The organism is Microbulbifer variabilis, from assembly GCF_056232115.1.
Genome location: NZ_CP174325.1, coordinates 789213 through 810420, shown reverse-complemented (window position 1 = coordinate 810420; position 21208 = coordinate 789213). Strand labels below are relative to the sequence as shown.

The 21208-nt window shown below is 48.7% G+C and carries 18 protein-coding genes; 8 read left to right on the top strand and 10 right to left on the bottom strand.

Annotation, left to right across the window (positions count from 1 at the left end; genetic code table 11):
• Positions 1-11: 11 nt before the first annotated feature.
• From hisC to ACJJI7_RS03495, 4 genes are all read right to left on the bottom strand, one after another.
• The gene (gene hisC, locus ACJJI7_RS03510; protein WP_020414529.1) at positions 12-1085 is read right to left on the bottom strand and encodes a histidinol-phosphate transaminase; all 1074 of its coding nucleotides are present in this window, start codon (positions 1083-1085) and stop codon (positions 12-14) included.
• A complete protein-coding gene (locus ACJJI7_RS03505) occupies positions 1082-2125 on the bottom strand; it encodes an FHA domain-containing protein (RefSeq protein WP_282952427.1) in 1044 nt (347 codons plus the stop codon). Before ACJJI7_RS03505 ends, hisC begins: the two co-directional genes overlap by 4 nt.
• Positions 2116-3414, bottom strand: a complete 1299-nt coding sequence (locus ACJJI7_RS03500; RefSeq protein WP_282952428.1) for a S1C family serine protease — start codon at positions 3412-3414, stop codon at positions 2116-2118. Before ACJJI7_RS03500 ends, ACJJI7_RS03505 begins: the two co-directional genes overlap by 10 nt.
• Before the next feature lie 124 nt (positions 3415-3538).
• The gene (locus ACJJI7_RS03495) at positions 3539-5320 is read right to left on the bottom strand and encodes a trans-sulfuration enzyme family protein (RefSeq protein WP_020414532.1); all 1782 of its coding nucleotides are present in this window, start codon (positions 5318-5320) and stop codon (positions 3539-3541) included.
• 536 nt (positions 5321-5856) lie between these two features.
• Here ACJJI7_RS03495 and ACJJI7_RS03490 point away from each other — a divergent pair.
• Complete coding sequence (locus ACJJI7_RS03490; RefSeq protein ID WP_444900961.1) at positions 5857-6357, top strand: hypothetical protein; 501 nt, start codon at positions 5857-5859, stop codon at positions 6355-6357.
• Here ACJJI7_RS03490 and ACJJI7_RS03485 read toward each other — a convergent pair.
• The 5 genes from ACJJI7_RS03485 to ACJJI7_RS03465 all read right to left on the bottom strand — a co-directional run bounded on the left by ACJJI7_RS03485 (position 6251) and on the right by ACJJI7_RS03465 (position 13328).
• Positions 6251-8818 (bottom strand): protein kinase domain-containing protein, encoded by a 2568-nt coding sequence (locus ACJJI7_RS03485; RefSeq protein WP_169337136.1) that lies wholly within the window; start codon positions 8816-8818, stop codon positions 6251-6253. The genes ACJJI7_RS03490 and ACJJI7_RS03485 overlap by 107 nt on opposite strands.
• A gap of 701 nt (positions 8819-9519) precedes the next feature.
• Positions 9520-10494: an FHA domain-containing protein gene (locus ACJJI7_RS03480; protein WP_157533606.1), complete on the bottom strand. Its 975-nt coding sequence runs from the start codon at positions 10492-10494 to the stop codon at positions 9520-9522.
• An 842-nt stretch (positions 10495-11336) separates the two neighbouring features.
• On the bottom strand, positions 11337-11903 hold the full coding sequence (locus ACJJI7_RS03475; RefSeq protein WP_020414535.1) for a YceI family protein: 567 nt from the start codon (positions 11901-11903) through the stop codon (positions 11337-11339).
• Positions 11900-12511 carry a cytochrome b gene (locus ACJJI7_RS03470; protein WP_282952432.1) on the bottom strand — a complete coding sequence of 204 codons (612 nt, stop codon included), beginning with the start codon at positions 12509-12511 and terminating at the stop codon, positions 11900-11902. The genes ACJJI7_RS03475 and ACJJI7_RS03470 overlap by 4 nt, the downstream gene beginning before the upstream one ends.
• 151 nt (positions 12512-12662) lie before the next feature.
• Positions 12663-13328: a hypothetical protein gene (locus tag ACJJI7_RS03465; RefSeq protein ID WP_020414537.1), complete on the bottom strand. Its 666-nt coding sequence runs from the start codon at positions 13326-13328 to the stop codon at positions 12663-12665.
• Positions 13329-13632: 304 nt separating this feature from the next.
• Between ACJJI7_RS03465 and ACJJI7_RS03460 the strand changes: the two genes are divergently transcribed.
• Together ACJJI7_RS03460 and yihG are read left to right on the top strand one after the other, a co-directional pair.
• Positions 13633-15141, top strand: a complete 1509-nt coding sequence (locus tag ACJJI7_RS03460) for a dipeptidase (protein WP_444900962.1) — start codon at positions 13633-13635, stop codon at positions 15139-15141.
• Positions 15142-15299: 158 nt separating this feature from the next.
• Positions 15300-16205: a 1-acylglycerol-3-phosphate O-acyltransferase, YihG family gene (yihG, locus tag ACJJI7_RS03455; RefSeq protein WP_282952435.1), complete on the top strand. Its 906-nt coding sequence runs from the start codon at positions 15300-15302 to the stop codon at positions 16203-16205.
• A gap of 65 nt (positions 16206-16270) precedes the next feature.
• On the opposite strand, the gene ACJJI7_RS03450 is transcribed toward yihG, so the two are convergent.
• On the bottom strand, positions 16271-16708 hold the full coding sequence (locus ACJJI7_RS03450) for a host attachment protein (RefSeq protein WP_020414540.1): 438 nt from the start codon (positions 16706-16708) through the stop codon (positions 16271-16273).
• 276 nt (positions 16709-16984) lie between these two features.
• On the opposite strand from ACJJI7_RS03450, the gene ACJJI7_RS03445 reads away from it, so the two are divergent.
• The 5 genes from ACJJI7_RS03445 to ACJJI7_RS03425 all read left to right on the top strand — a co-directional run bounded on the left by ACJJI7_RS03445 (position 16985) and on the right by ACJJI7_RS03425 (position 21200).
• Positions 16985-17413, top strand: a complete 429-nt coding sequence (locus ACJJI7_RS03445; RefSeq protein WP_020414541.1) for an Hsp20/alpha crystallin family protein — start codon at positions 16985-16987, stop codon at positions 17411-17413.
• A 67-nt stretch (positions 17414-17480) separates the two neighbouring features.
• Positions 17481-17897, top strand: coding sequence for a CBS domain-containing protein (locus ACJJI7_RS03440; protein ID WP_020414542.1), 417 nt, complete (start codon positions 17481-17483; stop codon positions 17895-17897).
• A 195-nt stretch (positions 17898-18092) separates the two neighbouring features.
• Entirely contained in the window at positions 18093-18665 is a 573-nt protein-coding gene (locus ACJJI7_RS03435; RefSeq protein ID WP_020414543.1) for a PhnA domain-containing protein, read from the top strand.
• Positions 18666-18885: 220 nt separating this feature from the next.
• On the top strand, positions 18886-19899 hold the full coding sequence (locus ACJJI7_RS03430; protein WP_020414544.1) for an AraC family transcriptional regulator: 1014 nt from the start codon (positions 18886-18888) through the stop codon (positions 19897-19899).
• A gap of 167 nt (positions 19900-20066) precedes the next feature.
• On the top strand, positions 20067-21200 hold the full coding sequence (locus ACJJI7_RS03425; protein WP_282952436.1) for an S-(hydroxymethyl)glutathione dehydrogenase/class III alcohol dehydrogenase: 1134 nt from the start codon (positions 20067-20069) through the stop codon (positions 21198-21200).
• The last annotated feature ends 8 nt before the right edge of the window (positions 21201-21208 follow it).

Below are 21208 nucleotides of genomic sequence, written 5' to 3'. Positions count from 1 at the left end.
CAGGTTGCCTGCTAGCTCTGTGACGCAAGTATCTCTTTGCAGTTCCGTATAAGCTGGTCCATTTCATCATCTGTGCCAATGGAAATTCTCAGGTAATCACTGATACGGGGCTTGTTGAAGTAGCGCACCAGGATATTCCGCTCACGCAGTGCCAGGTATAGGGCTTCAGCCCCTGGCTCCGGTGGCTTCGCCAGAATGAAATTTGCCTTGGAAGGCACGACCTGGAAGCCCAGCTCCTGTAAGGCTGCCCCACTACGCTGGCGCGTAGCGATGACCTTGCCGCAGTTATCTGCATGCCAGGCGCGATCGCGTATTGCGGCGGTTGCAACCTGTTGGGCAATGGAGTCTATTGGATAAGAGTTAAAGGAGTTCTTGGCGCGAAGCAATCCCTCAATCAAATGTTCCTGTCCCATTGCAAAACCGAGGCGCAGGCCGGCCAAGGCATAGGACTTGGATAGGGTGTGGATCACCAATAAATTAGGGTATTGATCAATCAACTGGGTGGCACTTTCTCCGCCAAAATCGATATAGGCTTCGTCAATAATTACTACCCGTTCTGAATGCAGGCGCAATAACTCTTTGATTTGATCGAGTGGTAAGTAGCGGCCAGTTGGTGCGTTGGGGTTGGGAATAATGATACCCCCGGCATTACCGGCATAGTCCTCTACAGCAAGGGTGAAATCCTCGCGTAGAGGGATGGTTTTAGGTTCTATATCAAAAAGCTGGCAGTACACCGGATAAAAGCTGTAGGTGATATCGGGGAATAGCAGAGGGTCGCTGCGACGGAAAAAACTGTAGAAACTCAGCGCAAGGACTTCATCTGAGCCATTGCCTACAAATATTTGATTGCTATTGAGATCGTAGCGCTCCGCAATAGCTTCGCGTAACTCAAGGGATTCCGGATCCGGGTATCGACGCAGAGCATCAGCGAAATCGCCTTGTGCTAATAGTGAGAGCGCCCCCGGCGAGGCAGGGTAAGGGTTCTCATTAGTATTGAGCTTGACCAGGTTTTTACTATTGGCTTGTTCGCCTGGAGTATAAGGTTCCAGTTGCTCCAGTCCAGGGCTCCAAAATGACTTGTTCATTGCCCAACCTCCGCGTTGCTGCTTGTGTCTTCCTCGGTAGAGCTGTCCATGTTCCCCGGTTCCGACTCTTCTTTCTCGATGGCAATATCAAATAGTGCTGTTGAGCCGGCGATAAAATCCTGCATCGGCACCGGTCTACGTAGCAGCATATTATCGTACTTGAGTTCGGTGGAAATCTCCGGTGCCTCACTGAAATCATTGAGCTTGCTGAGGCTTTCAACCAGGCTGAGCCCTAAAAAGCCGATGGGTAATACCATCGATACAGCCCAACGCCAGCCGCGTCCAAGATTGGTGGCCAGGTAGCAGGCACACCAGAGCATGGCTGGCAGAATGATCGCGAGCACGAGGAAGTCGAGAGCCTCCATCATATCGCCGATAGCGAAGTTGTAGTTCAACACCCCACTGAACCACTCCCAAACGGTATAGCTTAGGGCGCCTATAGCGGCGATAGACAGGTGGGCAAAGAAGTGGGTTTCATGTTTTACCACTCTGCCAATGAAAGCCCATGCACCGGCATAAATCACCAGGCCGATGGTAGCACTTGCCAATATATTGATGGCAAGTGTCCATTCATAGCTACGTGCATAGTTGAGGTAACTGAGTAGCACCGTGGAGCAGGCCACAGCCAATACTAGCAATATGGCGTTCAAGGGGCGGGATAGGCCTGAAAACAAACTTTCCAGAGAGTGCAGTGGGGTAGCTGCTGGCACAGCATCATCAGAGTAGAACAGGCGCAGCCGGGATTTGCCACATTGCACTATATCCCCAGAGGTAATCTGATGTGAGGAGATTTCTCCAGGCTTGACCGACTTGTCCTGCAGGTTACCTAATAGCTGGCTGCCATTAACTGAATTAAGGTCATGCAGAACGTAGCTGCCGTCTTCTTCATGGCGTATTTCAGCGTGGCGGCCATCGGCGTGAATATCTTCTAGGATAGCATCGTTGCTGAAAGCGCGACCCAGAGTGAATTTTTCCCCATCCATGCAGTAACGCATTTGTACCCGATGGGCACGGTTGAGTTCTTCAATAATCAGTGCCATTGGATCTCGCTCGTGAACTTCTCGGTAAAGGCGTCGGCGGACTCCTGGGTAAAACCAGAGAGGGTAAAGTGGCTCACCAGTGCACGGTTTTTCTGGTCCACACTGAGGCTCAGAAAGAAGATGTCATATAAATTGGGAAAATCTTTATAACGTCTTACGCAATAACTGGTACGCGCAATCAGTGGTTTTTTACTGCGGTCTGGTTTTGATACCGGGCCATTGCCAGTACGCGGTTGCGAAGTAAAGCCCTGGCGACAGTGGAAATTAGTTACGTCTTCTTCGCCAGCGCTGTTGCCAGGATAAAACGTGCTCATTTGTTGTTCATATTCTGCGTAAAAGCGTGCAGGCAGCAAGTTGTCGGCCTCCAGCCAGAAAAATTCATACTCCACTCTGCCGGTATTGAACTCGTCAGAAAGGAAAATAACATCTTGCCCAGTGCAGCCCTTGTCGATGCGCTTTATAGGGCTATCGTCATCATCCTGCGTATTGCCCCAGCACTTAATGGCCGGCACGATTTCCCCAACTACCTTTGCTTCACCAAGCGAACGGCGTTTCCAGTCGGCCTGCAGGATGGAGTTGATAATTCGCTGCTGGTTGTCGACAAGCTGCTGGTACGTCACAGCCTTTAAGTCCAGGGCTTCGTCGCGCTGATGGTAGTGCTCTACTAGCGTGGATAGCTTATCTACTGGTACCAGGAAGCTCACTTGATTTCCAGCAGTGGCGACATTAATACCTACCACTTGGCCTCGGGTATTGATTGCTGGGCCGCCACTCATTCCTGGGTTGATGGAACCGGCGAAGTGGATACGATCATAAAAACTGCCGCCGGCAATACCATTGTAGGTGCCTGGAATCAGTGTCATACCCAGATCCAAAGGGTTGCCGAGTGAAACAATGGTTTCACCCTTCTTGGGGGTGTCGGTGGCAAGTTGAAGATACTCCTTACCTGGATTGTCCTGGCGCAGTAGGGCCAGATCGTTCACTACATCTATATCCAGCAACTCCAGTGTGCCTTTAGTGCCGTCAGTGGATAGATACTCCAGAGTGTATTTTTCAGGATCACTGACGGCCTGAGCGACTACATGGTAATTGGTGGCAAGTAACCCATCAGCTGAGATTTGGAACCCGGAACCGAGACCGGCTTTGGAGTTGGAGGATTTTTCGATCAGGCGAATCTGGTAGAGGCTGCCGCGGTAGTCGCTGTAAAGCTGCTCGTATCCTTGGGCCAGCACCATTGCAGAAAGGCAACAAAGTACCCAGGCCAGAAGGCATGCGGAAATTTTCGGCATTTTTGTTTGATTAAATTATGGACAGAAGTAGTGATACTACGGGATATAGGGTAGTGCAACAAGCGCGGCGCAACGGTAGTTACCGGCTGCGCCACTTTCATTCATTCCCTTAAATCAATTTCCTTTACAGGTAATCGGCAATTTTCGGTTGTGCTTCCACTACCTTCTGGTGGGATTGCATATAGAAGTGAGTAAAGAGTGCATCGGCCTCCTCCGGAGAGATAAAGCCGTCACTGAACCCTGGACTCACAGGGTCCAGATGTAGACGTGCGCAATTAATCACGTGGGCTGCGAGCTGTGCCATATTTTCATCCCCCACTGAAATACGGATGGTGGTTGGGAATATGCCTGCTGCTTCCATCGCTTCAGGAGAGAGCTCCGAATGAGAGGTAAGTGCAGGGCAGAGTACCATGGTATTGGTTTGCCCCAGGCTCACCATTTGCCCAAAGGCCGGTTCCAATGCATCAAAGAAGCTCTTGAAGGCCGCGGTGGGAATCTGTGCCGCCTCCATATCAATACTGAACAACGGTGTTGGGAACTCATAGCGCATTAATGACTCGCGCATTTTTGAATTCGGGTGACTCTCTACCGCGTGGCTATTCACGCGGATTTTATTGTGGCTGGCAAAGAAATGGCTAAGGCTCAATGTATTGATACATTTGGTAAGCATACGCATTTCCAGGGTACGCATGCCGCAGTGCACTTCCCATGCCTTATCCGCATCCAGGAAAGCGCCTTTAATATAATATACATCCCAGAACATGCACTGGTCCCAGTTGAGCCCTTTGGCACTGTCCCCCTTGGGAATAAACATGCGGTGGTTTTCCCCAATAACCACGCCAGCTGTTGCAGCGCCGGTGCCGCCAATATCCTTGGTATAGGAGTGCACAACAAAATCCGGGCGCTCCTCACGGTCCTCCCGGCGTAATGGTTGATACAGAAAGGGAGTGGCCAAGGTGGCATCCAGGCTTACGAGGATATTTTCCCGATGTGCCATCTTACAGATACCCGGTACATCCAACATGATACCGTGTGGATTACAGGGTGATTCGATATAGGTGTGGATCTTCGCCCCCCTAGCAAGATTATCGGCATAATTCTGCTGGGTCTCATTTAAAAGCTTTTTAAAATCCTCTCCGCTAGTGCCATCAAACCAAACCAGCTGGATTGCTAGCTTGTCTTTTCGAGCGTAAAAATCTTGAAGCAGCTGGTGTACGCCGCCGTAGATATTACGCGAGACAATCAATATATCGTCGCGGCGCAGCTGGTTGGAAAGCAGTGCATCAATGGCTGCCATGCCAGAGTTAAAGTTCCAGGCCATATATTCGTTTGCTGCAGGACCGCACTCTAGGTCCACAATGGCATTGGCGAGGGAGATAGAAGTCGGGTTGAGCAGGCGTGAGTAAATGTCGTGGCTGGGTTCGCGGCCGCGAAAGGCGTCATCTACCCACTCGGTACAGGCATAGATGTAGGTGGCAGTGCGTGCGATCACCGGGGTTGCGGAAAAAATCGCTGGAATATTGTCGAATAGTGGATAACCACCACGTGTGGTGATATTGAAATCGTCTCCCTGCAGACTTTGAAAGCTAGCCCGCAATGGGTTTTGTAGAGTATCCAGCAGTTTTGCCAGTTGGAAACTCATAAAGCGCTTGGCATTGAAATAAGCAATTTTATCTGAGCGATCCAAGCGCTGCAGGGTGTCTGTAACCTGGCTCCACAGTTGGTTCAGATTGCCCTGGGCCTGATATAGCAGTGCTGCAGTTTGCTCCAGTAATTGGCCGTGCTCTGAGTCTGAATCGATGCAGAAATGCTGTAATTGTTCACGCGCCAACTCCTCAATATTTGTGGCTTCAGTACTGTTGCGGCGGGGAGAGAGAATTTTTACATCTTCGAGATTCGCTTCCATCGTATCCTCACTAAGCGATGCTTTTTGTTATATCGCGACTCTAACAGCCTATGCCGACGTATAAAACATTTGGCGCGTAATTTTCTGTAATTGGGCGTGATAGACCTGTAATTCTCAAATCCGTAAAGTAGGTTCCAGTTGAGGGGGGCGGGAGATTGTTAAGCAGTTCCCCTGCCATGGATCGGCAGCCCCCGCAACATAACTTCGGATGGATTTGGTTTTCTCACGTTTTCGCAAGCGTGGGATTAAAAGGATTCAGCGCAAGCTGAACGGTCGAGCTGGAACCGACAGGTGCAGAGTCTTAGTCGGAACTTTTGGATGAGCTTGCCCGGGGCACGGATGCCAAATTTTGCTCTTGATAGTGTTGTTGTAACCGTCGATGGTTGGGACCATCATTCCGGGCCGGTAGTATCAGTACTGCCGGCTTTTTTTTAAACCGGTACCGGTTATGATTGCGCAGTCACAGACGTAGTTTACATGAGATAAAACGTCTTTTGGTTACACCAAATAACAAATTCTTACGAGAGGGATGAATAATGGTCGCTTGTGCCGACTTACCCGTACTGGAGTGCGAGGTACCTAAAGAAGGGTTAAAGCTGGATCTGGTTTTACGGCCCAGAGAGCAGAAGGATGGCGAGCCTCAGTATTGGCCTCTTTACAATGCAGTTAACCCGGAAGAACACTTTGGGAATATGCGCTTTAAAATTTATAAAGGTGGAGTGCTTACCCTGAAAGTTTCCCTGGATTTGTCAGAAGTTCCAGGTCGAGAGTTGGAGTTTGTTCGTTACCAGCAAAACCATAAACTTGATGGAATTATCGCGCTGAGTCCTGATTTTCGCCATCAATTTCGCGCGCGAGCCAAAGAAGTAGATGGAGATTACACTAAGCTGGTGATAAAAATTAAAGATAAGGATCGTATTCCAGATCGGTTTAATTTTTTGTGGATGTGTGTTGATCCTGAAACGGGAATGCATTTTGTTTCCGGTGATCCGGAAGCGGGTATTGACCCCGTTCCGGCTTCGGGTACTGGCAAATAGAGTTAAGAGAGGCTTCTATTGCTATGGGTTGAGCGCAGAGTTGTTGAAATTCAGGTAGGATGAACCACACTGCGCTCATCCCTTGTGCTAACAGCTGTTCTATATGGTAACCGGCAGAGCGCCACTCTTGAGCAATGGCATATACTTGGGCTGCAGAATATTTTACGTAGGTATCATCTGGAGCTTTTTGGAGGAGCTCTTTTATCATGCTTATAGAAAGGGAAACCTGCCCTAGATTCGCTAAAGCAACAGCTCTATATCTTTGAGAGCGAAAATCAGATTTGCCTTCTGTAGTTTGAAGGAGCCTATTCAAGAACTTTTCTGCGTTTTTATGGTCAGAAAGCATAGCGTATGCCTCTGCGACCTGACTGATCATTTGAATATTGCTTGGCGAACTCTCCAGGATATCTAGGTAAATTTTCAAGGCCTCTCTGTAATTACCTTGAAGAAAAAATATAGTCCCAAGATTAGATTTTGTACGCCAGCTTCTATGAGCTTCTGGAACCATTTGTATGGCAGCTTGTGCCGTATCAAGGTTGCCATTTTCTAGTTCTATAACTCCCAGTAAGGCATAAGCAGGCCAGTATTGAGGGTTGCTCTCAAATAGTTTATTTAATACTTCTTTTGGGGAGCTGTAGTCACCGCTGGCTACTTGGGTGATTGCAACTAAGTATAGGTGATTTGCTGAAGGTGATAATGCTACGGCCTTTTGAGCATAAATTAGCCCTTCAGAGTAGCTGCCATTACTAAAATGAAATCGCGAACTTTCGGCAAATAGGTGGGCGGAAGGGTAGCCTCTTTTCTCGAGTTTCTTAAGTATTGTTTCAAAGCCTTTTTTGTCTGCATCAATAGACCTAATCTTTAGCTGAGCCTCAAGTAGAGTAATTTCATCTGCCCCGGAAATATCAGCACTAGAGAGAATTCCCATAGTGGATGTTAGCAGCTTGTTATTGTTTGTTATGATAAATATCCTTGCTGCGAAATCAGCATAGAGCTTATAAAGGTTCACATTTCTGGGGTATTTGCCAATTAATTCTTCCAGGTGATCGAGATCTTCTTCGGTTAGGGGGGTATCATTTTTATTTAATTTTGCTAGCAGGGTTAGATACAAGTTGTAATCACTTGACTCCATTTTAACCTTACCACTAACTTGCTTTTGATAACCACTTGGAAAAAGTGCTAAAGAGCTGTTGCTAATAGTATATTGAGACTCCTGGCGGTGCTCGCTGAGGAATAAAAAAGAGGCCTGTTCTTTTACTTGGTTATTTTCAGGATTGATTCTTTGTAATTCAATGTTGCAGCGTTGCTGCATACAATCGAGATGGGCGAATAAGACATCGGTGACGCCTTTTTCGTGTAGTTTTTTTAGTTGCTGCTCCTGAGAGCTGTTCTCATCGGGAGTGAAATTTACCAAAGCGCTGGATTCAAGACCACCTGGAGTGCTCGTTAATGCCTGGCGAACCATAGCTCTTACCAGAGTGGATGCGTTATCACCACCTGAAATTTCACCACTGATCTCTATTGGTAATACTGCAATATATTGCGGTGTCAGCTGCGTAAGTGAGCGCCAGCCCCAAACTCCCCCGGCGAAGAGTAAGGCTAGTCCGGCAATAAGGGTAGAAATACGTTTATATTTCTTTCTAGGTTTTATTAATAATTGCGTGACCGTATCAGAATACTGATGAGTGTCAGCGTCAATTCCAAATTTGCGAATTATTTCCAGGGCCTCATACACCTGTAGAGCTGAGTCTGGCCGTTGCTCCGGATGTTTCCCTAATAGTCTATCTAAAAGAGCACCAAGGGGCTTTGGAATATCTGGCCAGGATTTTTGGGGTGGGATATGAGGTTTATTGATGATTTGCTGGGCAAAAGCCAGTGCACTTATATCCTTTCTTTCGAAAGGTTTACAACCACAGAGAAGCTCATAGGCGATACAGCCAAGGCTGAATAGGTCGCTACGCGCATCCAGGGGAGTTCCTTGTAATTGCTCAGGGGACATAGCTTGTACGCTGCCAGCTATGTGGTCCTCCCTGGTAAGCTGTTGATCGCAGTCCAGTGCTTTGGCAATACCAAAATCGGTTATTTTCGCAACACCATCTACAGTAACAAGGATATTCTCTGGTTTAAGATCTCGGTGGATAATACCTAGGCAGTGTGCTTTGCCAAGGCCTAAAGATACTTGCATCAGCAAGTCGAGCTTCTCTGGCAGTGTGGATGTTTGTTCGCGTATCCATTCCTTGAGGGTCACGCCTTCAACTAGCTCCATTACCAAGGCTATTTTGTGCTCCTCCTCTATCACATCATATAAACGTACGATATTGGGATGGTTTAGCCTGGCTAAGAGTTGTGCCTCACTACGAAAACGAGCTTCTGCTGAGTTGCCAGTCATATCTGAGCGTAACTGCTTAATCGCAACTTTGCGCCCCAGCTTGATATCCTCTGCGAGGTAAACAACTCCCATACCCCCAGCTCCCAGAGTGCGCTCAACCCTGTAACGGCCTTGGTATTCCTCAGTTTTCTCCAGCGCAACTACGTCCATTGTATTTTGATCTTCTCGGATGGATAGGCCATTCTACCTGATAGTACATTTTCGTGAAGCTATCTGTCTCCTTTCTGAAGGAAATGGTTCACGTTATTCCATATTTTTTGGCTTGATCAGCTCTATTAGAGAGACTCTATTATGCTTGTAGTACAATTAATATTGGTACTTGACGAGTCAATGCTGGCTTAATTTTAAACAGTTCTGATTCGAGTACTGTAAGCTAGGCACAATGCTGTGCTGTATATACAGCTAGAGAGGAGTTGCTCCTGATTTCTGGAAGGCATTATATGGCCTTCCAGTCCCAATGTGCCTGAAGCTTCCTACCAATGGCCCTTGGGTGCTATTTGTACTCAGAGGTTACTGATCTTCGCTCAACTATGTTTATTAATGGAATCTGTTGAGTTGAGTATCATGTATGCCTACCGTTGCTTTGCGTAGCAAACAATTTATTCCCCCGGTGCTGAAGAGTGCCTTTACCATATAAGATGGTCACCCAGAGGGGGTAGTAGCTCCTGTAATGTAAGCCTTGTCTGTATCTTGGTGATTCAGTTCTACCATTCTGGTAACTAAATTAATAGTAAAGTGGTCCTTAACTTAATAAACCCTGGCTCCTTCAAAATTTAAGCTTCTCCTAGCTCTGCTTTTGCCTCCAGCTGGGTACCCTTATATATCTCAAACTGGTGGCAGCCAATACGGATCTCCCAAGAGCGGCGTTCAACCAGGTTTGAAGTATCAACTGCGTCCGGCAGGGATTCGGAAATCTGTTTGCGTGCACGGAAGATCTGGGTGTTCAGATGATTGACAGTAATACCCAGCTCGTGGGTAGCTACTTGGATCGAGACCCAGCCCTGCGAATCCATATCTAGGCCGTTTTGCATGTCCCTGAAGCGTGCTCGGGCAAGGTATAACAGCAGATAATTGTGGATCCGTGCAGGCAGGGATTGCTTCATTCCCTCTCGCTGCAGCTGTAGCTGAACATGCTCTTCGTGAGAGCTGACTGAGAAGCGCAGGCCGAAGTCGGTGATCGACAGCTGTTGTAGGGATAGCTCCTTGGTGGCGCCTTGATTATCTGCCAGAAATAACTGCCAGCTGTTAAGGCCGCAGTCGATGCGGTCGCCATGGTTCACTAGCTTCTTGTTGCCGACTTCAGCGGAATTGCCAGTGAACTCATATTGCCACTGCGCAGTTACGGGACTGAAGTGTAAGCTTGCCAATGGTTCACTCTCATCAGGGAGCAAGTGGTATTGCTCAAGAGGTTGTGCTTCCCCGGTTTGCAGGTCAATGAGTAGATTCTCTGGCGCATCAAGATTCTCGATAATCCAGGCTGGGTTGTCAGCCCGGCCGAAACAAATCTTGTCACCTGTCTGTAGTGGATAGCTCTTGGCGGGAACCAGTTGTTGGCCGTTGAGCCAGGTTCCGTTGCGGCTGAGATCACGAATATTCCAATGGGTGCCGGTCCATTGGATTGCCGAGTGAATACCGGAAATCTCAGCACTGGTGATACGGGTGTCCACTGCGCCCTGGCGGCGACCAATAGTGTGGTGGGCCATTAAATATACTGGTTGTTCCCTATCTGGGTGCTGTAGGCAAGCCATTTTTTTGTCCTTTTTACCCTGGCAAGAATGCTCAAACTTCTTGCGAATCTGGCTCCAGCAGGCTTAAAACATGGTAAGCACTTACTCAAGTGAGTAAGAGAAAACCTGAGGTAATGAGGTTTATCTCTTTAAGCGCCAGCTAGAAAGCTGCAGTAAACCAAGTTGATTGCCGCTACCGCCACGGATATTGGCAGTGTGATGGGCAGCTTATCCGGTGCTAAAATCCTGCTCTAAGTGAGTGGTCACTATGAGGTTGAAGTTGCTCTGTATAATCGTTCCATTTATACCGATCTAAGGAACGATTGCAATGATTGATACTAATTGCCGCTATTTTCGCTGAAAAGTTGTTCTGACGTCAAAAGCGCCGTAATCATTTGTGCTTGCTCAGTGTGGACTGGTTTGAATTTCTACTGCTATTTGCAGCTTGGGGGAGGCTGAAATCGAATAAAAATTTGCACTTCTTTCTCTTATCAGGGCTACCAGCTAAGCTCTCGAAGCCACAGGCCATCTTTATCTGAGCAGCACTTGTACAAACTTACTACAGTAAAATCCAAGCTATAACTGGTACTAACCTAATAGAATCACAGCGAATCAAGAATGCCAACTTAGCGGCAATTCCTGCCACCCTGCCTAATAAGTACGCAATTTCAAATTTGAATCGACCGGTTAGGTGCTACTTGGGACTAGATTACAGTTGTCACAATGCTAATTTTTTGCACTGGTAAATAGCTCGTGATGGATATTTAAATTGATGGGCTGAAAAGATAAGTGAGACTGGTGATAACAAAGCCAGGGCTTATGGAGCCCTGGCTTTGTATGTATTTGGGCGATTGTGTCTGGACTTAGATACGGATGCCTTCAATATCCAGAATCATCTCTACTTTCTGGGAGGCAGGGCCCAGATTGTAATCGATACCAAAGTCTTTCAGTTCGAACTCTGTAGTGCCACTAAAGCCCTGACGGTAGCCGCCCCAGGGGTCTTTACCACCGCCAATATTGGTTACGTCGATCGTAATTGGCTTGGTAATGCCGTGCAGGGTAAGTTCACCTTTTAACAAAGCCTTGCCATCTGCGAGAGGTTCGAAGCTGGTGCTTTTAAAGGTGGCTGAGGGGAATTTTTCAGTGTTTAGGAAATCGGTCCCGCGCAAGTGCTTGTCGCGCTCAGCATGGTTACTGTTGAGGCTGGTAACATCAATATTGACGTTAACCGAAGATTTCTCTGGCGCTTTATCGTCGTAAAAGAAAGAGCCGTCGAAATCATCGAAGCGGCCATACAACCAGCTGTAGCCTAGGTGTTTGATGCGGAACTGTACAAAAGCATGGGCACCTTTAGTATCGATTTTATATTCGGCGGCTTGGGCTGTGGTGCCGAGTAGGGCTGCGAATAAAAGTGCAGTGAGCTTCTTCATAAGACTGTTTCCTTTTTTGTGGTTGTGATGGGGGCTTGTTCTTCTGATTGCTCAGAATCTTTGGATAGTCCTAGCATTTTCAGCAAGGTGGAATCATGGTCGATAAAGTGATGCTTCAGTGCTGCCAAGGCGTGAATGGCTACCAGAATAATCAGGCTCCAAGCCAGAACTTCATGCACACTACCGGCCATATCTTCCTGGTTGGGAATGCTTTGAATAGTGGCCGGCAGGCTGAACCAGCCAAAAACCTCAATGGCTCGCCCGTCAGCGGTGGAGATCAAGTAGCCGGAAAACATAATGGCAAACAGGAGGAGGTAAATGAGTTGGTGTGCTCCCTTAGCCACAAGTGTTTGCCAGCGTGGCGTATTGGGTTCTGCTTGTGGCGTAACATTGATCAGGCGCCAAAAGAGCCGTAACACCAGCAGCAGTAATAGCAACACACCGATACTCTTATGAATATTTGGCGCCTGCTGGTACCAAGGATCGTAGTAGGACAGCTGCCTCATCCACCAACCCAAGGCAAAAAGACCGATGATGGCTGGTGCCATCAACCAGTGCAAAGCGATGGCAGCCCAGCCATAGCGAGTCTGGTTATTCCGTGCCTGCACGGCTTACCTCCGGAGATCTCTGGTATTGCTTTATTATGACTGGCGCTAGGGTACAGCCTTTGTCGCTTATGACCAATGGTTGGAATGAGACTCTGCGAGGGAGGTCAAAAGTGGTTACTTCAGGTGGTATTGGTATTTCGAGTGATTTTTACTAATGCGCCTGCCTTTGCGTCCGCTCGCGTTCTGCGGCTAGAAGAACCCTTTCACAGGCATTACGGTCCAGGGATGTTGAGCGTCTGGCGAGCTGCTCAGCCAGCCAGCTAGTAGAGTGCTCCTCGCCATCCAGGGCCAGTTGTTCCAGTTGCCAAATAACGTCGAGTAGCAAGTCGCGCTCCAGGTTGATACTGGCCTCCTGAGGTGAGAACAGACGGGGTTCCAGCTGCTCCAGGTCACTGCGTTTGAGTACCAGTTCAGCCAGGTTGGGATACCAACGGCTGCTATAGGGTTCAGGTAGTTGATGATGATCGAAAGTAATCCGAAGGCGATTACCTTGGGCGTCTTCAAGCAGGGGGGTATCTTGTTCATATGCTGGCAGAGCGGGGTTGTGGCGTAATACGCCGACAATTGCCCGCCAATCACTTTGATTATCCGTACAAAGGCGCAGGGGCTCCACCAGTTCGCGGCTGCCGATTTGATCCAGGAACATTAACTTTTGCCCAGGGCGATACCAGTAAAGGTCAAGGAGCTTCTCCTCAGCAAGGTCCGCTAAATGAGCGCTGGTTAGGGGCTCCTCCGAGAGGGCGCTCAAGTGATTGACAGCCTGTTGAACACTCAGCCATTGCTTGCGGTGGAAATGTTTGCCAATCGCGGTTCCCATGCACTACTCCCGGGTGGGGTAAGGATTTTAGGAAATAGATAGTCCGAAGTCTTTGCCTGCTTCTTACCCCCTCCCTGAAGCCAGGGATCTGGCTGGCTCATTAAATGGGAATGCAAGCAAAGGGAGACAGGCTTAGGTTACCCGTTTGGGCCCATGGTCACTGAATAGTTTAGCAGTCAGTACTTCCAAGCCGGGGATGGGTGGTTGTCGTGTGGTGATAAATACCACTGGGACTGGGGTGAAAAGGTGAGTCATGCTAATAAGAGGAGATGTACAATGGCGCTTTTACTCACTTGGGGGAATTATGAGGTTGAAGCCTGTTCTCTTGTTATTGCTTTTACCAGCTTTTTTATCTGCTGGAGCAGAGGCTGAAGTTTCTTCCCTGGCTCAGGACACCGCGGACTACGCAGTCGAAAAATACGAAGGGGCCATGACAAAAACCCTCGCGAGCCTGGTGCGCTTCGAGACTGTTGCAAGTGAGGAAACCCCCTTGGCTGATAACCCCGCTTTTGTAGGATTTAAAAAGGTGCTGGAGTTAAAAGCGAAGGAGCTAGGGCTTGAATACCAGGACTATGGTCATGTACTGGTAGTGGCCTTGGGTGAGGGACCTGAAAAGGTCGGTATTGTTACTCATGGGGATGTACAGCCGGCAAACCCTGAGAAGTGGCAAAAGAGCCCTTTTTATCTCGATAGTGAAAGTGAACCCGGCAAGCTGATTGCCCGAGGCAGTGAAGACGATAAGGGGCCTATCGCAACTGCACTCTATGCCATGAAGGCAATTAAGGACCAGGGCTCGCCTATTAAGCGCAGGATAGAGCTTCTTATTTACCTGGCTGAAGAGTCTGATTGGGAGCCCTTGAGACACTTTCTGAAAACTTACCCAATTCCCGCTTACAACATCACTATTGATGCTAGCTACCCGGTAGTGACCGCAGAAAAAGGGTGGAGTGAAATACAGGTTAGCACTATTGGAAGTTTGCCGGCGGACTTTGCCAAGCCCTATGTTGAGGATTTTTCCGGTGGTTATTTCCGCAGCCAAGTGCCGGACGAAGCCCGAGCCACCCTGGCTAATGTCACTCCGGAACTGGTTGAGGCGGTTCGCACCAGAGCAGCCAAACACTCCCAAGCGACTTTTGAAATATCGCAAAGTGAAAACAAGCTAGTTGTTACTGCTCGTGGAAAAGCCATCCATAGCTCTGAGCCGGAACATGGAGTCAATGCAATTGCCTTCCTGGCCGATCTTCTTAGTGTGCACGAATGGCCGGCTAATGCTGCTGGAGCAACTGTACGTTACCTGAATGACCTGGTAGGCACTGGTATTGAGGCAGAGAAATTTGGGGATATCGCCTATAACGATTCATTTATGGGGCCAATGACTGCTTCTGTTACCATGGTGAAAGTCACTGAAAATGGGCTCACCAGTTACCTGAACCTGCGCCGCCCCACGGGTAAAAGTGCTACCCAGCTGGAAAAAGAAATTCATTCTGCACTATCAAGTTGGCAGGAACGGACCGGCATAATATTTGCCGATACTCAGGTTTCCCTGGGTAATCCCTACCGGGTAGACAATGCGCCTCATGTTGAACCATTGCTGGATGTTTTCAGCCATTTTACTGGTATGGAAGATGCCAAGCCTGTCGCCATAGGTGGTTCTACCAATGCCAAACTGCTGCCGAATGCAGTCAGTTTTGGTCCCTCCATGCCGGGCAATGCTTATACAGGCCATTCTGAGCATGAATTTATCACTGTGGAACAATTCCGTCTGAATCTAAAAATGTACACAGCCATGATGATTGAGGTTGGCAACTTATAAGTGTGTCCGGTAAAACGGATTTATTCACAGGAAGTGGTCTACCAAGTGCTTGAATTGACCGGTTAGCCTCGGTCAGCTCAAGAGTGAAACTATGTGGTTCTTTGAGGGAGCTGCGGTAAATTACTTCATTCGTTATTCAATTATTAAAGAATCGCAAGATGTTAAATTTTCTTCCCTCGATTGTTTTGCTGATATTGGCCTCGACTTTGTTGGCCATTGGCACCATTGTGTGCTTCATACCCATATTATTTTTTGTGGTCCTGCGATTGATTTTGCCCTTTGCTGCGCTGCGCAAGTTCTTTGCGATCATTTTTATTTCTTGTGCTGAAGCCTGGCTCACTCTGAATAAAGGCTGGATGAAGCTCACCCAGAAAACCCAGTGGGACGTACAGGGCGATGAGTCGCTGGATAAGGATGGTTGGTATCTGGTGACGTCAAACCACCAGAGCTGGGTGGATATTTTTGTGTTGCAGTCCATTTTCAATCGAAAAATTCCTTTCCTGAAATTTTTCATAAAACAGGAGTTGATCAAGGTTCCGGTGATGGGGGTTTGTTGGTGGGCGTTGGATTTTCCTTTTATGAAACGCTATAACAAGGAGTTCCTGAAGAAGCACCCGGAAATGCGCGGTAAGGATTTGGAGGCGACAAAAAAAGCCTGTGAACGCTTTAAATTAACCCCCACCAGTATTATGAATTTCCTTGAGGGAACACGTTTTACGCAAGACAAACACGACAGGCAGGGATCTCCCTTTGCCCATCTGCTCAAGCCTAAGTCCGGGGGTATCGCTTTCGCAATGCAAAGTATGGGTAAGCAACTAAACCGCCTGTTAAATGTAACCATAGTTTACCCGGATGGTATCCCGTCATTTGCTGATTTCCTTGGTGGGAAAGTAAAGAGGGTGATTGTTCGTGTTGAGCAGATTCGTATTCCGGAAAGGTTCTTTCTTGCGGACTACGTAAATGATCAGGTATTTCGTGCTGAATTCAATCAATGGGTCTATGAGCTGTGGCGAGAAAAAGATATGCTGATTGGTAAATTGCTTGCCGATAGCGGCAGAGCCTGATTTTTCCAGAAAAACAATAAAGGGGCTAGTCAAGTAGCCCCTTATTTTTCTGCTACAAAATTTAATTACAACCAGATGGGCAGTTGGGCCCGAATTTCTTCTGGTTGGCTTTCTACCAGGTTCTTACCGGTCTCACCCGCAATGGTAGCGCGGGTTGGAGTCTTGAGAGCATCCCGTAGGCTACCCACCATATATGGCTCGGCTACGATATAAAGTTTTTCGTAGCGTCCCTCCTGTCGCCCCCGCTCTAAGGTATGAGCAATCTCTCTGGCAAATTTCTCACCGTTGCGATGGCGTAGATCGGAAAAATTACCCATGGTGTGGCGACCCTTGCCACGGCTGTCAAAAGTGCGTCCAGGGGCGTCACTTTCGAGATCGCGGCCCGATAAGCGGGATTCAGGGTGGAGGAGAGCTTCGATTTCGTGGAGGTTTCCGGCGCGTTTTTTTGCTTCGAAAATCCTGGCTTGCGACTGGTTGGCCACGAGGACCCATGCTAGAGCCATGCGCTTATCCTCTTTAATTTACCTGTAATTATCGTAGTTAAATTCGATGCCACTGACTAATATCCTTAACTGCAAGATATCCAGCAATTCCCATATAGATAAAAAGTAAATAAAAAATATTTTTTAATGCTATTTGCGATGGCTACTGTGGGCACTTATTCCTACCGAGTGTCGCTGAATTACCTAGAATGAAGTCAAGATGTGAGAGGCGCAAGCCGGGTCCGAGGAGCGGGCTTGCGCCTCCTGCGACATAGTGGAAGCAAAGAGGTTGTGATTATGAGTCTGATACCGAGAGGGTCCCTACTGGATCTGGACAATATGTTTGAACAGATGCTCTCACCCAGCCGTGGCATTACCAATGAGCGGGAGGGTTTCTTCTCTCCGCGTATCGACGTGAGTGAACGTAAAAACAAGTATGAAATAAGCGCTGAATTGCCAGGTGTTGGTAAGAACGATATCAATGTGACTCTTGAAAATGGTGTCCTGACCCTTGAGGCAGAAGTACATCGCGAACTGAAGGAAGAAAAAGATGGCCGTGTGCTTCGTCAAGAGCGGCGCTACGGTAAGTTTTTACGCAGTTTTAACCTGGGTGATGATGTGCGTGAGAGTGAGATCGACGCAAACTTTAAGGATGGTATTCTGACCCTGACGGTGCCCAAGCATGAGGGGCATCCCCCACAACGAAAGCGTATTGAAGTGCACTGATTTTCTAATGGGTGGCGGCCATGCCGCCACCCAGTGAATATATTTAAGAAATTGGCGGAGGTACGTGATGAAAGTAAAACAGGCAATGCACCAGGGAGCTACCTGGTGTACTCCAGACACCCCGCTACAGGAAGTGGCGAAGATCCTGCGTGATGAAGATATAGGTGCCGTCCCGATTGGAGAAAATGATCGTCTGATCGGCATGGTTACTGACCGCGATATTGTATGTCGAGGTGTAGTGCAGGGTGGTAATTTGTCCTCTCTAACTGCCCGCGACGTGATGACTGAAGGCATTGAGTGGTGTTGGGAGGAAGATGACCTCCTCTCAGCTGTACACAAAATGGAGCAGCAGCTACTTCGCCGTATGCCAGTACTGAACAGTGAAAAGCGTATGGTGGGTATTCTTAGCCTGGGTGATATTACTTCGGCCATTGCCAGTAAGCAGGGTGGCCATTTTGCCTCAGCGATCTCAGCACACCATTAGAGCTCGCTACTAGCGAAGTATTATCAACAGGGGCCGTGGGTCCCTGTTGATACCGGTCTTAGAGCTATGCGCCTTTCCCCTATCATTTCTCCAGGCTAACTTTTTTCACCTCGCTATTCCAAATTTTCGATAGCCACGTCGTTTGCCCATATGGGCGAATTAGCGCTTATACTGCGCACTTTTTTGAGGTCAACCATGATCACTCAGGAACAGTTGCAACAGCGCAGTGGCGGTCAATGTGAACTCTGCAAGGCACAGGAAAACCTAGCGGTCTATGAGGTAGCTGAGTCAGTGGGTCAGGCAAACCCACAGGTGCTTTTGTGTCAGACTTGCCGGGAGCAACTGGATAACCCAGCACATTTAGACAGTGCCCACTGGCAATGCCTCGCAGATAGTATGTGGAGTCAGGAACCTGCTGTGCAAGTATTGGCCTGGAGGCTGCTAAAGCGTCTATCTGTCGAGACCTGGGCTCAAGATTTATTCGAAATGCTCTACCTGGATGATGACCTGGTTAATTGGGCCCAAGCGGGTACTTTTCCGGAAGAGGGGGAGCTACTCGTGCATCGCGACTGCAATGGTGCAATACTGCAGGCCGGTGATAATGTCACCATTATCAAAGACCTGGATGTAAAGGGCTCCAGCCTTGTGGCCAAGCGCGGTACTGCTGTGCGCGGCATCAGCCTTACCGATAACCCCGAGCATATTGAGGGACGTGTTGAGGGGCAGCGTATCGTGATTCTGACGAAATTTGTGAAGAAAAGCGGCTGACATCTCTTTTAGCTGCGTAGTTTTTCTATCGGTAAGGATATTTATCCCCATAAGTAACTCTGTTACCCGAAGGCATTTGGCCTGATATCATGCCAGTTCTAATTTACCCGATTTCTTTTTTCCTGTGTGCTCGCGATCCGGGGCCATATTGATGGCGTGGCTAAACACTGTGGAAGATAGTGGTCAATAAAGCAGAGGTTGAAGCTGTGGGGATGGAACGATGAAGCCCACTTATGAGATTCGCAGCGGCACACTTGCGGGTTTCAATACTCTGGTGCCGCAAATGGGTGGGAATCCCGCTGCCCTCCTGAGAAGCGTTGGCCTACCTTCAGACTGTGTGCGCCGCCCGGATATCCTTATTTCTATCGCGACCCTTGTCGACTTACTGAATCTCTGTGTGGAAGAGCTGCAGTGTGAAGATTTTGGTTTGCGTTTGGCAGAGATGCAGGGTTTGCGCATGCTTGGGGTACTGGGAAAGCTATTACTCAATGAAGGGAGCCTGGATGCTGCCCTGACAGTGAGCCACCGCTACATGGTGCTACATAACCAGGCGGATCACTGGCGAATATCGGAGCGGGATGGTCTGTTGATGGCACAGAGAGTCAGCCATTCTGGTGGGCTTGGCGCTGCGGAGCAGTACAGCGAACTCGCTATGGGTGCCGCCTGCCGCTTATTTCAGGAATTGGCCGGTAAAGATATCCGCCCGCTACAGGTACAGTTTTGCCATGCCCCAATTTCTTCCAGGCAACGATACCGGGACTATTTTCAGGCGGAAGTCCTGTTTGCCCAACAGGGCGATTGCCTGACATTTAATGCTGAATTACTTCAGCGACCCCTCAATGCCCCTAGCCAGAGCCTGGTGAATTATTTTGAAGAGTTTACCCAAGGATTGATCAAGGGATATGAGGGGGATATTGCTTCTCAGATACGTACTTTGATATTGCAAACTCTGGGAGCCCAGCAGCACAGTCTGGCTCAGGTCGCGCAGTTGGTGGATACGCCCGTGCGTACATTGCAGCGACGTTTGAGTGAGGCGGGTACTTCTTTCAAACAATTGCTCCAGGAGGCGCGTATGGAGACCGCCCGGTGGCATCTGCGCGCTTCCAGTATTGATATTGGGCTGCTCTCTGCGAGCTTGGGGTATACCGACACCAGTGCTTTTTCCAAAGCCTTTCGTACCTTACATGGCAGCTCACCACTACAGTGGCGTAAACGACAAAGAGAAATAGCTTAAGGCCCAGGTATTAGAGCTGGTGGAAAACTAACCAATCCGTGAAGCTGGACCTAGCCCCCCCCCTTTTATCTGCTTGCCCTTGACCCTGTTCCTCTTTGCCTCTATTCCAGCGCCGGGCTATCCTGGCCCCTTGCTGAATTCAATGAGCATGACCAAGGAAAAATACTATGGGTGCGGAGACTATTCGCTGTAAAGCTGCGGTGGCCTGGAAGGCAGGTGAGCCACTTTCTATAGAGGAAGTTGATGTGATGCCTCCCCAGAAGGGAGAGGTACGTATCAAGCTGACGGCTACTGGAGTTTGTCATACCGATGCCTTTACTCTGTCTGGCGAAGACCCTGAAGGAGTATTTCCTGCGATTCTCGGCCACGAGGGTGCAGGTATTGTCGAGTCAGTAGGGGAGGGGGTTACTGGCTTGAAAGTTGGTGACCATGTGATTCCTTTGTACACGCCGGAGTGCGGCGAATGTAAATTCTGCCTGTCTGGTAAAACCAATCTGTGTCAGAAAATCAGGGCTACCCAGGGTAAGGGGCTGATGCCCGATGGCACCACGCGTTTCTCTATCAACGGACAACCCATTTATCACTATATGGGTACTTCCACTTTTTCGGAGTACACAGTCCTTCCAGAGATTTCGCTGGCAAAAATTAATCCGGAAGCGCCGTTGAAGGAGGTTTGCCTGCTTGGCTGCGGTGTCACTACCGGAATGGGCGCGGTAATGAATACTGCCAGAGTAGAACCGGGTTCGACCGTTGCTATTTTTGGGCTTGGCGGGATTGGTTTATCCGCCGTGATTGGTGCCAAAATGGCGGGTGCAGAGCGCATTATTGGCATAGATGTGAATGAGGAGAAGTTTGCCCTGGCAAAAAAACTCGGCGCCACTGAATGCATTAACCCCCGGAATTATGAGCAGCCGATTCAAGAGGTGATCGTCGACCTCACCGATGGTGGTGTCGATTATTCCTTCGAGTGTATCGGCAACGTAGACGTAATGCGCTCTGCCCTTGAGTGCTGCCATAAAGGTTGGGGGGAGTCGGTAATTATCGGTGTGGCAGGAGCTGGACAGGAAATTAGTACTCGCCCCTTCCAACTGGTAACAGGGCGGGTATGGCGAGGCACGGCTTTTGGAGGGGTAAAGGGGCGCTCGGAATTACCGGACTATGTAGAGCGTTATCTCGCTGGTGAGTTTAAGTTGGATGATTTTATTACCCACACCATGCCGCTGGAAAAAATAAACCATGCATTTGATTTGATGCATGAAGGTAAAAGTATACGCAGTGTTATTCACTATGGTGAAGCTTGAGCGGAGTT

Coding starts and splice junctions, on each gene's coding strand:
- hisC (WP_020414529.1), bottom strand. CDS start 1,085: ATGAACAAGTCATTTTGGAGCCCTGGACTGGAGCAACTGGAACCTTAT.
- ACJJI7_RS03505 (WP_282952427.1), bottom strand. CDS start 2,125: ATGGCACTGATTATTGAAGAACTCAACCGTGCCCATCGGGTACAAATG.
- ACJJI7_RS03500 (WP_282952428.1), bottom strand. CDS start 3,414: ATGCCGAAAATTTCCGCATGCCTTCTGGCCTGGGTACTTTGTTGCCTT.
- ACJJI7_RS03495 (WP_020414532.1), bottom strand. CDS start 5,320: ATGGAAGCGAATCTCGAAGATGTAAAAATTCTCTCTCCCCGCCGCAAC.
- ACJJI7_RS03490 (WP_444900961.1), top strand. CDS start 5,857: ATGGTCGCTTGTGCCGACTTACCCGTACTGGAGTGCGAGGTACCTAAA.
- ACJJI7_RS03485 (WP_169337136.1), bottom strand. CDS start 8,818: ATGGGAGTTGTTTACCTCGCAGAGGATATCAAGCTGGGGCGCAAAGTT.
- ACJJI7_RS03480 (WP_157533606.1), bottom strand. CDS start 10,494: ATGGCTTGCCTACAGCACCCAGATAGGGAACAACCAGTATATTTAATG.
- ACJJI7_RS03475 (WP_020414535.1), bottom strand. CDS start 11,903: ATGAAGAAGCTCACTGCACTTTTATTCGCAGCCCTACTCGGCACCACA.
- ACJJI7_RS03465 (WP_020414537.1), bottom strand. CDS start 13,328: ATGGGAACCGCGATTGGCAAACATTTCCACCGCAAGCAATGGCTGAGT.
- ACJJI7_RS03460 (WP_444900962.1), top strand. CDS start 13,633: ATGAGGTTGAAGCCTGTTCTCTTGTTATTGCTTTTACCAGCTTTTTTA.
- yihG (WP_282952435.1), top strand. CDS start 15,300: ATGTTAAATTTTCTTCCCTCGATTGTTTTGCTGATATTGGCCTCGACT.
- ACJJI7_RS03450 (WP_020414540.1), bottom strand. CDS start 16,708: ATGGCTCTAGCATGGGTCCTCGTGGCCAACCAGTCGCAAGCCAGGATT.
- ACJJI7_RS03445 (WP_020414541.1), top strand. CDS start 16,985: ATGAGTCTGATACCGAGAGGGTCCCTACTGGATCTGGACAATATGTTT.
- ACJJI7_RS03440 (WP_020414542.1), top strand. CDS start 17,481: ATGAAAGTAAAACAGGCAATGCACCAGGGAGCTACCTGGTGTACTCCA.
- ACJJI7_RS03435 (WP_020414543.1), top strand. CDS start 18,093: ATGATCACTCAGGAACAGTTGCAACAGCGCAGTGGCGGTCAATGTGAA.
- ACJJI7_RS03430 (WP_020414544.1), top strand. CDS start 18,886: ATGAAGCCCACTTATGAGATTCGCAGCGGCACACTTGCGGGTTTCAAT.
- ACJJI7_RS03425 (WP_282952436.1), top strand. CDS start 20,067: ATGGGTGCGGAGACTATTCGCTGTAAAGCTGCGGTGGCCTGGAAGGCA.